Source organism: Paraburkholderia sediminicola, from assembly GCF_902859805.1.
Taxonomy (GTDB): domain Bacteria; phylum Pseudomonadota; class Gammaproteobacteria; order Burkholderiales; family Burkholderiaceae; genus Paraburkholderia; species Paraburkholderia sediminicola.
The window spans coordinates 73,625-86,360 of the sequence record NZ_CADIKC010000002.1 but is presented as its reverse complement, the minus strand read 5'-3'; the positions used below and the strand labels follow the sequence as shown (position 1 = coordinate 86,360).

Below are 12,736 nucleotides of genomic sequence, written 5' to 3'. Positions count from 1 at the left end.
TGAACGCGCGCGGACAGAGTGAATAGTGAAACGAAAAAGTCGGTTTTCGTACCGGATTATTCAATCGTAACCGGATTTGCTTGAAGTCGAAACTGCCATCCAATAAATTGGGACGAAATGATCCGGTTTTAAAAACAAAGGCAGTAACACGGAGACATCAATGGTACGGAGTTTCGACTACGTGGTCGTCGGCGCGGGATCGGCCGGCTGTGTACTGGCCAACCGCCTCTCCGAGAATGGCCGCTACTCGGTCTGCCTGCTCGAAGCCGGGCCGCCCGACCGCTTTCTGTGGATCCATATCCCGATCGGTTACGGCAAGACCATGTTCCATCCGGTCTACAACTGGGGCTTTTACACCGACCCGGATCCGAACATGCACGACCGCAAGCTTTACTGGCCGCGCGGGCGCACGCTGGGCGGCTCCAGTTCCATCAACGGGCTGATCTACATTCGCGGTCAGAAAGAGGATTACGACCACTGGGCCGCGCTCGGCAATCGCGGCTGGAGCTGGAAAGAGTGCCTGCCTTACTTCCGGCGGCTCGAACACAACGAACTGGGCGAGTCACCTACGCGTGGCGTGGATGGTCCGTTGTGGGCCTCAACGATCAAGCAGCGCCACGAACTCGTTGACGCATTTATTGCAGCGTCGAATCGCCTGGGCGTCCCAACGGTCGACGACTTCAATCGGGGCGATCAGGAGGGCGTCGGCTATTACCAGCTGACCACGCGGCGTGGCTGGCGTTGTTCGACGGCCGTCGCATATCTCAAACCCGCGCGCAGCCGTCCGAATCTGCAGATCGAGACCGACGCGCTGGCGTCGAAGATTCTTTTCGAAGGCACCCGCGCCACGGGTGTTCGCTATGTGCAGCACGGCAAGGTTCACGAAGTGCGTGCGCACCGCGAGGTGGTGCTGACCGCAGGCGCGCTGCAATCGCCGCAATTGTTGCAGGTGTCAGGCGTTGGGCCGGCCAGATTGCTCAATGAGCTGGGTATTCCCGTGGTCGCCAATCGAGCCGGTGTCGGCGAGAACCTGCAGGACCATCTGCAAGTTCGTCTGACCTATGAAGTAACGCGGCCGATTACAACAAACGACCTGCTGCATTCCTGGACGGGCCGCGCGAAGATGGGACTGCAATGGGCGCTGTTTCGCGAGGGGCCATTGTCTGTCGGCATCAACCAGGGCGGCATGTTCTGCCGCGCGTTGCCGGATGAGGCGAAAACGCCCGACATCCAGTTCCACTTTTCCACGCTCTCAGCCGACACCGCGGGCGGCGACGTCCACGCGTTTCCCGGCTGTACCTATTCGATCTGCCAGTTGCGGCCGGAGTCGCGCGGAAGCGTGCGGATCCGCACGAGCGACATGCGCGACGCTCCGTCGATCCAGCCGAATTATCTGGCAACCGATCTCGACCGCCGCACGACCGTCGCGGGTGTGCGTTTCGCGCGCCGCGTCGCCGCCACGGAGCCCATGGCATCGCTGATGAAACGCGAAGTGCGGCCTGGCGGGGAAGCACAAAGCGACGACGAGTTGCTGCACTTCTGCCGCGAATACGGTCAGACGATTTTTCATCCGTCGGGTACCGCGAAGATGGGCGTCGCGAGCGATCCGGGCGCGGTGGTCGACGAACGATTGCGTGTGTATGGCACGCAAGGCTTGCGGGTGGTCGATTGTTCGATCATGCCGACGCTGGTCTCCGGCAATACCAACGTACCGATCGTGATGGTCGCCGAGAAGGCGTCCAGCATGATTCTGGAGGATGCCCGCGCCGGCGACCTTCCGGCTGGGCAAGTGCAATCGCGGAGCATGGAAGCGCAATATTGAGGCAATAACGGGCGTAAAAGCAGAAACAGAAACAACGAAGCGAAGTGGCCGCAAGAAGTAAAACGATCGCTACCTGACCCGCTGCATCCGAAGTCGATAAAAGCAGCGTGCAGGCGGCGGAATTCGTGCCCCAGGAGGAGACAGACGGGGGCTCAAATGTGCTGCGTTGCCGGGACGGCACGCGGCCATCCATTGGAGGAGGCGCTATGGCAATCGATATGCGGGTTATCCGCCGCGTTGCATTCGCAAGCGTGATCGGCGCGACGGTCGAATGGTATGACTTTTTTCTGTACGGCGTGGTCGCGGGCATTGTGTTCAACAAGCTTTACTTTCCCGCTCACGATCCGCTCGTCTCGACGATGCTGGCCTACGGCACGTTCGCCGTCGGCTTCATCACGCGGCCGCTCGGCGGCGTGATCTTCGGACACTTCGGCGACAAGGTCGGACGCAAGTCCGCATTGATCTGCACGCTGATCATCATGGGGGTTTCGACGGCAGGGGTTGCCTTCGTGCCGACCTTCGATCAGATCGGCATCTGGGCACCGATTCTGTTGCTCTTCCTGCGCGTGTTGCAGGGCATCGGGCTTGGAGGCGAGTGGGGCGGCGCGGTGCTGATGGCCTACGAATATGCGCCGCCGAACCGGCGTGGTCTGTACGCGAGCTTGCCGCAGATCGGTCTGTCGATCGGCTTGTGCCTCGCGTCGGGCATCGTCGCGGGCATCTCCCACCTGCTGCCGGAAGCGGCGTTTCTTTCGTGGGGTTGGCGGGTCGCGTTTGGCGCTTCGTTGCTGCTCGTGGTGCTCGGTCTCTACATCCGGCTCAAGGTGATGGAGACGCCCGAGTTTCTCGCGCTCAAGCGCAACCGCCGCGACGTGAAAATTCCGTTCGTCGACATGATCACGCGCTACCGCAGTTCGGTGCTGCTCGGCATGGGTGCGCGCTGGATCGACGGGGTGTTCTTCAACATCTTCGCGGTGTTCATGATCGGCTACCTCACGCAACGTCTTTCGATGAGCCGCACGGAAGCGCTCACCGGCGTGATGATCGCGGCGATGGTGATGTGCTTCTTCATCCCTTTCTTCGGCCGGATGTCGGACCTGATGGGACGTGCGCGCGTGTATCGCTGGGGCTCGCTGATTTGCGGCGCCTCGGTGCTGCCGGCGTTCTGGCTGATGGAGACGCAGTCGGGCAATACGCTGGGCGTCTGGCTCGGCGTGGTGATCCCGTTCGGTATCTTCTACGCGATGGTCTACGGTCCGGAAGCCGCGCTTTTTGCCGAGCTGTTCGATCCGGAGGTGCGCTATACGGGCATCTCGTTCGTGTATCAGTTCTCTGGCATCTTCGCGAGCGGCCTCACGCCGATCATCGCGACGGCACTGCTGCGCCTCGATGGCGGCAAGCCCTGGTACGTCTGCGGCTACGTGATTCTGTCCGCGCTGCTTTCGGCATGGGCGGCGCGAGCGATGGAACGACGCCCGAAACCCTTCGACGAGATGGCGGCCGTGCGTTGACGGCGCGGCCTGCCGGTTTGATGTGGGCGAAGCGCCGCCCAGGACGTGGGATTCTGTTTATAATTAAACGGAACAAAACGTACCGAAAATTAACATCATCCGGCGGCGCCGAACGAACATCCCCGCAGCGGGGAGGAGAAAGAAGTGACTGATATCGTGACTGGCAAACCCGACAGAATGGTCGCGGTACGAACCGTTTTCGGCATCGATTCCAGCCTGATGGTGCCCGCTTTCAGCGAGCGCGACGACCACGTGCCGGAGATCGACGAGGTCTACCGCTTCAATCCGGAAGTGACGCTGGCGATTCTGGCCGGCTTCAGCCGTGACCGCCGGGTGATGGTGCAGGGCTTGCACGGTACCGGGAAGTCGACGCACATCGAACAGGTTGCGGCCCGTCTCAACTGGCCGTGCGTGCGTGTCAATCTCGATGGCCATATCAGCCGCCTCGATCTGGTCGGTAAAGATGCGATCGTGGTGCGCGACGATCTGCAGGTTACCGAGTTTCAGGAGGGGATCGTGCCATGGGCCTTGCAGCGCCCGGTCGCCCTGATCTTCGATGAATACGATGCGGGGCGTCCGGACGTGATGTTCGTGATCCAGCGCATTCTCGAGCGCGACGGCAAGTTCACGTTGCTCGACCAGAATCGCGTGATTCATCCGCATCCGTATTTCCGCATGTTCGCCACCACCAATACGGTGGGACTGGGCAATCTGAACGGTTTGTATCACGGCACGCAGGTGCTGAATCACGCGCAGATGGATCGCTGGAACGTGGTGGCCACGCTCAACTATCTGCCGCGCGCGGAAGAGGCCGGCATCGTGCTTGCACGCGTACCGGAGCTTGCTGACGAGGCGGGACGCGCGCTGATCGAATCGATGGTGAGCGTGGCGGAACTGACCCGCAAGGGCTTTGCGAGCGGCGACCTGTCGACGCTGATGTCGCCGCGCACGGTGATCAACTGGGCGGAGAACTGCCAGATTTTCCGTGATCCTGCTATGGCGTTTCGTCTGACCTTCCTGAACAAGTGCGATGAAGCCGAGCGTTCGATCGTGGCCGAGTATTTCCAGCGCTGCTTTGGTACTGAACTCGAGGCCGCGGCCAAGGTTGAAGACCACGTTGCAGGCAGCCGCTGATGACGTCGGACAGGCAAGCGACGCTGCGCGCTGAGCAGCGCGAGGCCCTGTGCGCCGCGACCGTGCGTGCGCTCACAGGCGACGCCGCGTTGCATTACCGCGAAGGCCGTTTGTGCCGCGACCTGCGGCCTTTGCCCTTGCACGCGCCGCATCTGCGCACCGATCCGCAGCAGGACGATTTCGCGTCCCTGCGTGGCGCGGCCGACGGCGCGGCCTTGCGACTCATGCACTCCGATGCGGCGCTGCACAGCCGTCTATGCCCGACGGACCGCGTTGAGCGGCTGGTATTCGAACTGCTCGAGCAACTCCGGTGCGAAACACAGACGCCACCTGGCATGCCGGGCCTGGTGCAGAATCTGCGCGATCGTTTCGAGGCATGGTCGCTGGCTTTCTATCGCTCCGGACTCGCCGAAGACCACCTCGGCATCCTCCTGTACACCGTGGCGCAGATGGCGTGGTCGCGCCTGACGGGCTGGCCTGTGCTTGAACAGACCGAGGGTCTGATCGAAGCCACGCGCGCGGCGGTCGCGCCGGTGCTGGGCGTCCCGCTGGCAGGTTTGCGCCGGCATCGGCAGGAGCAGGGCGCGTTCGCTGTCCATGCGCTCGAACTGGCGAGGCGGGTGGCTGAGATGATCCGAAGCGCCCGCGCCGAGGCGCTGGACGATGCGCAAGATGACCCGCAGGAGAACGACGACAAAGCCCCGCGCACAGCGTTCTCGCTCTGGTTCGACGTCGAGGACGACGAGTACAAGGACATGGCCGTTGCCCTCACCGGCAGAAGCCGCGTGCTCGAGGCCTCGGAGCAAGGTTATCGGGCCTATACCACGCGCTACGACCGCGAGATTGCGCCAGGCGCGCTCGTCCGCAAAGCCTTGCTCAGTGAGTTTCGCGAGCGGCTCGACGAACGTGTGGCTGCACAGGGCATCAACGTGGCGCGGCTCGCGCACGTGCTGAAGGCGGCGCTGGCGATTCCGCAACGCGATGGCTGGTCGTTCGGTGAAGAGCATGGCCGCATCGACGGACGGCGTCTCGCCCAACTCGTTAGTTCTCCCGCTGAGCGGCGTCTGTTCCGGCTGGAACGAAACACGCTCGTGGCCGACTGCGTTGTCGGCTTTCTGATCGATTGCTCGGGCTCGATGAAAGCGCATATCGAACCGGTGGCGATCATGGTGGACATCCTCACGCGCGCGCTCGACCAGGCCGGTGTCACTACCGAGGTGCTGGGCTTCACCACCGGCGCCTGGAACGGCGGCCGCGCCCGTCTCGACTGGCTGGCGCAGGGCCGCCCGTCTCATCCGGGGCGGCTCAATGAACTGTCTCATCTGGTGTTCAAAAACGCCGACCAGAGCTGGCGACGCGCCCGCGCCGATATTGCCGCGCTCTTCAAGGCGGACCTGTTTCGCGAGGGCGTGGATGGCGAAGCGGTCGACTGGGCCTGCGCGCGTCTCGTTGCCCGTCCTGAGGCGCGACGGATGCTGATCGTGATCTCGGATGGCAGCCCCATGGACAGCGCGACGGGCCAGGCCAACGACGCCTTCTATCTCGACAACCATCTCAAGGCCGTCGTGGCGCGCCATGATGCCTCGCGCGATGTGGAGGTGCTAGGCCTGGGCGTCGGGCTGGATCTCAGTCCGTATTACCGCCGTTGTCTGGCGGTGGACCTATCCGTGCCGCCCGACATGAAGCTGTTCGGGGAGATCGTGGGTTGGATCGGTACACGCGGAACGGGCGGCAGGCGGTGACCGCTGGTGATCGCTCACGCGGCCTATCCCCGGGTGGGTCACGACGCGAGCGGCGTGGTGTGTGCGTCCAGCGGTGCCTCTGCGGTTTGCGCCTGCACGGCGGTCACGGCGATCACGTAGTAGATATCGTCCGCGCTGCAGCCGCGCGAAAGATCGTTGGCCGGTTTTTTCAGACCCTGCAGCAAGGGGCCGATTGCCTTCGCATCGCCGATCCGTTCAGCCAGCTTGTAGCCGATATTGCCGGCCTCGAGACTCGGGAAAATCAGCACGTTGGCATGTCCTTGCACCTGCGAGTGCTCGATCTTGCGCATGGCGATCTCGGAGACGAGTGCCGCGTCCAGTTGCACGTCGCCGTCGATCGCGAGATGCGGACGCTGTTCCCTCACCTGGCGCGTTGCTTCCACGACTTTGTCGACTGCCGCGTGCCGGGCGCTGCCGCTGGTCGAAAATGACAGCATGGCCACGCGCGGCTCCTCCATCAGCAGGCTTTGCGCGCTGTCGGCCGCCGCCATTGCAATCTGGGCCAGTTCGCCGGCGTCCGGGTCCACCACCAGTCCGCAGTCGGAGAAGATCAGGCCGCCTTTGAGCGTGTGGAAGGGCTCGCACAGCATCATCAGAAAAAAACTCGACACGAGCTTGAAGGACGGATGGATGCCGATGATCTGGATGGCGGTGCGGACCACGTCGGCGGTGGTGTGCACTGAGCCTGCCACCGATCCGTCGGCGTGACCGAGCCGCACCATCAGGTTGGCGAAGCAGAGGGGGTTGAGGATATCCTGCGTGGCTTCATCCGGCGTCATGCCTTTCTTGCTGCGCAGTGTGAAAAGCGCTTCGGCAAACGAGGACGCAAGCGGCGAGGTCGCGGGATCCACCAGCTCCATGTCCGACAGGTCGACGTTTTGCCCGGCAGCGGCCGCGCGGATGCGCGCACTCGGACCGACCAGCACGATGCGGGCGATGCCTTCACGCGTGGCGCGTTGCGCGGCCTCCAGCATGCGGGGGTCTTCCGCTTCGCAGAGCACGATGCGTCTCGGCGAGGAGCGGGCGCGTTCGATGATGCGGTTGATGGCTTTCATGGCACTGGGCGGCAGTCACGGTTGGGGAAACGAAGACAGCAAGCGGCAAACGGCAAACTGCAGATGTCAAACAAAGAAGCCGGAAACGGCAAAAGACATCCCGTTTCCGGCCCGCCGGGCGCAAGGAGAAATACCCCAGCGCCCGGACCTTCAACCAACGGACCGGTCAGACATAGTCCTTGTACTTATCGAGCAGGCGCACCGGCTTGGCCAGCGCATCACGGCGGAACGGATCGCCGAGTTCGCGCGTGCACATGATCTCGATGATGGTGGTCTTGCCGTGGTTCATCTGCGCATCGATCGCACGCTTCAACGCCGGGCCGACGTCCTCGAGCCGGTCCACTGTGACGCCCTCGGCGCCCATCGCACGCGCGACGCCCGCGAAGCTCTGGTTGTCGAGTTCACCGGCGACGAAGCGGCGGTTGTAGAAGTCGACCTGGTTCTTCTTCTCGGCGCCCCATTGCCGGTTGTGGAAGACCACCGCCGTGACCGGAATGTTGTGACGCACGCAGGTCATGGTTTCCATCAGGCTCATGCCCCATGCGCCGTCGCCGGCGTAAGAGACAGCGGGGCGATGCGGTGCGGCAACCTTGGCGCCGATGATGGTGGGGAAAGCGTAGCCGCAATTGCCCCAGCTCATCGCGGCGAAGAAGCTGCGCGGCTTTTTGAAGCGCAGGTAGCTGTTGGCCACCGAGTTGATGTTGCCGATGTCGGTGGAGACCATTACGTCGTCCGGCATGGCCTTTTCAAGCTCGCGCAAGACCTGGCGCGGGTGCAGATAGTTGCCGCCGCCGGGCGTGCGCTCGTCTTTCTGCTCCTCGATCATGTCCAGGCTGTAGGGGTCGCGTTCGTGGGTCCAGCCGTCGAGTTCCTTCTCCCATGCGGCCTTCTCCGCGGCGATCTCGCCGGCGCGCTCTTCACGCGAGGCGTCGCACACGAGGGTACGGCCTTCAAGGCGCTGCGTCAGCGCAACTGCGGCAGCCTTGGCGTCGCCGCAGATGCCCACAGAGATCTTCTTCACGAGGCCGAGCATCTTGTGGTCGGCGTCGATCTGGATAATCCTGGCGTTCTGCGGCCAGTAGTCCATGCCGTGTTGCGGCAGCGTGCCGAACGGTCCCAGACGCGAACCGAGCGCGATCACCACGTCGGCACGCTGGATCAGTTTCATCGCGGCCTTGGAGCCTTGATAGCCGAGCGGGCCGCACCACAGCGGATGATCGGCAGGGAACGAGTCGTTGTGCAGGTAGCTGTTGACGACGGGTGCGCCCAGACGCTCGGCGAGCGCCTTGCATTCCTCGATCGCATCGGCCATCACCACGCCGCCGCCGGAAATGATGACGGGGAATTTGGCCTGGGCGAGCAGTTCAGCCGCTTCGTTCAGGCGCTGATCGCCGCCGGGGCCGCGGTCGAGGCGCTGCGGTTGCGGAATCTCGGCCTTGATCTGGCCGTAGAAATAATCGCGCGGAATGTTGAGTTGGGTCGGGCCCATCTCGGCCAGCGCGCGGTCGAAGCAGCGGCCGGTGAATTCAGCCATGCGCGCGGGATGGGTGACGTGACCCTGATACTTGGTGAACTCCTGGAACATGGGGAGTTGCTTCGCTTCCTGGAAGCCGCCCAGACCGATGCCCATGGTGCCCGCCTCGGGCGTGATCATGACCACGGGGCTGTGCGCCCAATAGGCCGCGGCGATGGCGGTCACGCAATTGCTGATGCCCGGGCCGTTCTGGCCGATCACCACGCCATGGCGGCCCGACACGCGGGCATAGCCGTCGGCCATATGGCCGGCGCCTTGTTCATGCACCACAGGGATGAGACGGATGCCGGCGGGCGCGAAGATGTCCATGGCGTCCATGAACGCCGAGCCCATGATGCCGAACATATCGGTCACGCCGTTCGCGGCCAGGGTTTCGACAAAAGCTTCTGACGGGGTCATGGCCTGCGGGCCGCTGACGGGGGTGTGATCGCTCATGAGGGCTGTCTCCGATGTTTAATGAAACCGGAACAATTTGTTCCGAAAAGTGCTTACCTAAAATGTAGAGCATGCACCTGTGATGGTCAATAGGTGATTCGAGATAAACGGTACAATTTGTCTCGAAAATTGAAGAATATGATGCGGGGCGAAATGCGGGGAGAACGGCTCAATCCCAGGGCAGCGAATAGGTCTTCACGTTGGTGAAGCTTTTCATCGCTTCCTGGACGCCTTCCTTGTAGCCAAGACCCGAATCCTTGATGCCGCCGAACGGCGTCAACTCGAGCCGGTAACCGGGCACCTCGCGCACGTTCACGCTGCCCACCTGCAGTTCGGCGATAAAGCGCGTGATGTAATCGAGGCGATTCGTGCAGACCGAAGACGAGAGACCGTAGTCGGTCGAGTTGGAAATCCGGATCGCGTCGTCGATATCGCGAAAGCGGATCACCGGCGACACGGGTCCGAAGGTTTCGTATTTGACGAGCGGCATGTCCGGGGTGACGTGATCGACCACGGTGGGCGAATACAGCGCGCCTTCGCGGCGATTGCCCACCAGAAGCTTCGCACCGCGGCCGATCGCATCGTTCACCTGAGCTTCGAAGAACTTCGCTGCGGCCTCGTCGATGACGGTGCCCATATCGGTCGCCGGATCGGTGGGGTCGCCGTAACGTATGGCGCGGGTCTTCTCCACGAGCAGTTCAACGAAGCGGTCGGCCACCGCCTCGTGCACCAGAATGCGCTTCACCGCAGTACAACGCTGGCCGGAGTTCTTGTACGAACCGGAGACGGCGAGCGTGCTGGCTTCTTCCAGGTCGGCGTCTTCCATCACGATGATCGGATCGTTGCCGCCGAGTTCGAGCACCGCGCGCCGATAACCCATCTTGCTGGCGATGTATTTGCCGATCTGCACGCCGCCCGTGAAGGTGATCAGATCGACGTGCTCGTTCGTGATCAGTTCGTCGGCGATTTCTTTGGGGTCGCCGGTGATGACCTGCAGCATTTCCTGCGGCAGGCCGGCCGCGTAGAAGATATCCGCGAGCAGGTAGGTGGAGAGCGGCACCTTCTCGGAGGGTTTGACGACGATACGGTTGTTGGTCGCGATGGAAGGCACGATTTTGTGCGCAACCTGATTCATCGGATGGTTGAACGGGGTGATCGCGGAGATGACGCCGAGGAGGGGATCGCGCTGGGTGTAGACGCGGCGCTTCTTGCCGTGCGGCGTGAGATCGCAGGAAAACACCTGACCGTCGTCTTTGAGCGCCTCATTGGCGCCGAACGTCATCACGTCGGCCACGCGGCCCGCCTCGTACAGCGAGTCTTTCTTGCACAGACCGGACTCGGCGGTGATCAGATCGGCAATTTCTTCAGTACGCCGACGGACCATGTCCGCCGCGCGCAGCAGGATCTGTGAGCGCTCGTAGCGCGTCAGCCGTGCACGATACTGGTGTGCCCAGGCAAAGGCGCGCTGTACGTCGGCCACCGTCGCGTTGGGCACCGTGCCGACCAGTTCACCGTTGTAGGGATTAAAAACTTCGATGATCTCCGCACGCCGGATTTCTTCTCCGCCAATGCGCAGCGCTTCATGACGAACCTGCGGCGACGGCCAGACTTTCGCGATCGAATTCATACTGCTCTCCAGCGATAACAGACAGCTGAAGTATTGCGGAGGGCACCGTCATCGCAGTAGTGCCAGCCGCTGCCAATCGCTGAGTCCACGCCCGTCTTCTACATTTAAACCCGGCCTTTCCACGGCACCAGCACGCGTTCGAGGTGACGCATCAACAGGTCGAAACACAAAGCAAAGAAGCCGATGACGATGATGCCCATGATCACCACGTCGCTCGCAAGAAATTCCGCGGCGTTGAGCACCATGAAGCCGAGACCGCTGGTCGACGCCACCATTTCCGCGGCGACGAGCGTCGTCCAGCCGACACCGATGCCGATCCGCATACCCGTGAAAATCTCCGGCAACGCGGATTTCAGAATCACATACAACACCACCTGTGTGCGCGAGGCGCCCATCGAATAAGCCGCATGAATCTGCTCGATCGACACGGACCGCACGCCGGAGCGCGCTGCGATGGCGAGCGGCGCGAAGATGGCCAGATAGATGAGAAAGACTTTGGAGAATTCGCCGATGCCGAACCAGATGATGATGAGCGGCAAATAGGCGAGCGGCGGAAGCGGCCGGTAGAACTCGATAGGCGGATCGAAAATGCCGCGCGCAAAGCGCGAGACGCCCATCATCACGCCGATGGGAATCGCGGTCACGCAGGCGAGCGCGAAGGCGCCGAACACGCGCAGCAAGCTGATGCCGGTATGCTGCGCGAGCGTGGAGTTGGCGAAGCCTTCGGTAGCGACGTAGATGAACTTTGCGTACACCGCTTGCGGCGACGGCAGAAAGAGCGGCTTGATCCAGTGCAGGTTAGTCGCGACAAACCATAGTCCGATGAACAGGGCGACCGTGATAAGACTGGTGACGGCACTGCTGCCCTGGCCGGGCACGCCGAAGGTGTCGCCCGGCCGCGCGGGTTTCTTGGCGAGCAGTCGTGGACGCCGGCCGGGTGTGCGCGGTGGCTCCATCGGCGTGTCGGATCCGAGCGAGGCTTGCTGGCCGTGCGCCAATGCATGGGCCCGTTTTGAACTAAACATGTGTCACCTCGGCTTCGGCGGCGTGCATTTTCTCGTCGCCGTAAATGATACTGAGCACGCGTTCGCGCATTTCGATGAAATCGGGGCTCGACTTGATGGCGCGCGCGTCGCGCGTCTCCAGAAAGCGTCGATTGAAATCCAGCTCGTAGGTATGCGTAATGCGCCCGGGGCGTGGCGACATCACGATCAGGTGGCTGGCAAGAAAGAGTGCCTCCTCCACGCTGTGCGTAATGAAGAAGAACATCTTGCTGGTTTTCGTCCAGACGTCGAGCAGCAGCTCCTGAATGGTTTCGCGGGTCAGCGCGTCGAGCGCGGCCATCGGCTCGTCCATCAGCAGCATGGCGGGGTCGCAGGTCAGCGCACGGGCGATGCCCACACGCTGCTGCATCCCGCCGGAAAGCTGATAGATCATGTGCTTGTGAAAGTCCTGCAAGCCGACCAGCGCCAGATTGCGCGCGGCGATGTCGCGCCGCTGCGCTTTCGGCACGCCCTGAAGCTTCAGACCGAACTCGGCGTTGTCGATCACGTTGAGCCACGGCAACAGGGCATGCTTCTGGAACACGACACCACGGTCGGCGCCGGGTCCGGCGATCGGCGAACCGCCGAGCAGCAACTCGCCGCTGGTCGGCGCGATGAAACCCGCCATCAGCGAGAGCAGGGTGGTTTTGCCACAACCCGATGCACCGAGCGCGACGACGAAGTCGCCCGAGTTGATCGTCAGATTGATGTTGTCGAGCGCGTGCACCGTCTGGCCGGCCTTGCGCCCCGGAAAGACCACGCTCACATTCTTGACTCTCATGCTTTCCATGTTGCCTCCTGATTCGACGGAA

The 12,736-nt window shown here is 62.6% G+C and carries 9 protein-coding genes; 4 read left to right on the top strand and 5 right to left on the bottom strand.

What is annotated here, in order from left to right; genetic code table 11:
• Positions 1-160: 160 nt before the first annotated feature.
• From R8871_RS08940 to R8871_RS08925, 4 genes are all read left to right on the top strand, one after another.
• Complete coding sequence (locus R8871_RS08940; RefSeq protein ID WP_175050105.1) at positions 161-1,822, top strand: GMC family oxidoreductase; 1,662 nt, start codon at positions 161-163, stop codon at positions 1,820-1,822.
• Positions 1,823-2,028: 206 nt separating this feature from the next.
• Positions 2,029-3,333, top strand: a complete 1,305-nt coding sequence (locus tag R8871_RS08935) for an MFS transporter (RefSeq protein WP_175050104.1) — start codon at positions 2,029-2,031, stop codon at positions 3,331-3,333.
• Between the two features lie 144 nt (positions 3,334-3,477).
• Complete coding sequence (locus R8871_RS08930; RefSeq protein WP_175050103.1) at positions 3,478-4,467, top strand: AAA family ATPase; 990 nt, start codon at positions 3,478-3,480, stop codon at positions 4,465-4,467.
• Positions 4,467-6,209: a cobaltochelatase CobT-related protein gene (locus R8871_RS08925; protein ID WP_175050102.1), complete on the top strand. Its 1,743-nt coding sequence runs from the start codon at positions 4,467-4,469 to the stop codon at positions 6,207-6,209. The genes R8871_RS08930 and R8871_RS08925 overlap by 1 nt, the downstream gene beginning before the upstream one ends.
• Before the next feature lie 38 nt (positions 6,210-6,247).
• Here the strand turns inward: R8871_RS08925 and pta are convergent, their stop codons facing one another.
• The 5 genes from pta to R8871_RS08900 form a co-directional block, all read right to left on the bottom strand.
• Positions 6,248-7,285 (bottom strand): phosphate acetyltransferase, encoded by a 1,038-nt coding sequence (gene pta, locus R8871_RS08920; RefSeq protein ID WP_175050101.1) that lies wholly within the window; start codon positions 7,283-7,285, stop codon positions 6,248-6,250.
• Positions 7,286-7,451: 166 nt separating this feature from the next.
• Positions 7,452-9,254, bottom strand: coding sequence for a sulfoacetaldehyde acetyltransferase (xsc, locus tag R8871_RS08915; RefSeq protein WP_175050100.1), 1,803 nt, complete (start codon positions 9,252-9,254; stop codon positions 7,452-7,454).
• A gap of 169 nt (positions 9,255-9,423) precedes the next feature.
• Positions 9,424-10,881 carry a phosphonoacetaldehyde dehydrogenase gene (phnY, locus tag R8871_RS08910; protein ID WP_175050099.1) on the bottom strand — a complete coding sequence of 486 codons (1,458 nt, stop codon included), beginning with the start codon at positions 10,879-10,881 and terminating at the stop codon, positions 9,424-9,426.
• Positions 10,882-10,985: 104 nt separating this feature from the next.
• Positions 10,986-11,906, bottom strand: coding sequence for an ABC transporter permease subunit (locus R8871_RS08905; RefSeq protein WP_175050098.1), 921 nt, complete (start codon positions 11,904-11,906; stop codon positions 10,986-10,988).
• Positions 11,899-12,714 carry a taurine ABC transporter ATP-binding protein gene (locus R8871_RS08900; protein ID WP_093632851.1) on the bottom strand — a complete coding sequence of 272 codons (816 nt, stop codon included), beginning with the start codon at positions 12,712-12,714 and terminating at the stop codon, positions 11,899-11,901. Before R8871_RS08900 ends, R8871_RS08905 begins: the two co-directional genes overlap by 8 nt.
• Positions 12,715-12,736 lie beyond the last annotated feature (22 nt).

Bases quoted from the DNA above. Each gene is read 5' to 3' on its own strand.
- R8871_RS08940 (WP_175050105.1), top strand. From the start codon at position 161: ATGGTACGGAGTTTCGACTACGTGGTCGTCGGCGCGGGATCGGCCGGC.
- R8871_RS08935 (WP_175050104.1), top strand. From the start codon at position 2,029: ATGGCAATCGATATGCGGGTTATCCGCCGCGTTGCATTCGCAAGCGTG.
- R8871_RS08925 (WP_175050102.1), top strand. From the start codon at position 4,467: ATGACGTCGGACAGGCAAGCGACGCTGCGCGCTGAGCAGCGCGAGGCC.
- pta (WP_175050101.1), bottom strand. From the start codon at position 7,285: ATGAAAGCCATCAACCGCATCATCGAACGCGCCCGCTCCTCGCCGAGA.
- xsc (WP_175050100.1), bottom strand. From the start codon at position 9,254: ATGAGCGATCACACCCCCGTCAGCGGCCCGCAGGCCATGACCCCGTCA.
- phnY (WP_175050099.1), bottom strand. From the start codon at position 10,881: ATGAATTCGATCGCGAAAGTCTGGCCGTCGCCGCAGGTTCGTCATGAA.
- R8871_RS08905 (WP_175050098.1), bottom strand. From the start codon at position 11,906: ATGTTTAGTTCAAAACGGGCCCATGCATTGGCGCACGGCCAGCAAGCC.
- R8871_RS08900 (WP_093632851.1), bottom strand. From the start codon at position 12,714: ATGGAAAGCATGAGAGTCAAGAATGTGAGCGTGGTCTTTCCGGGGCGC.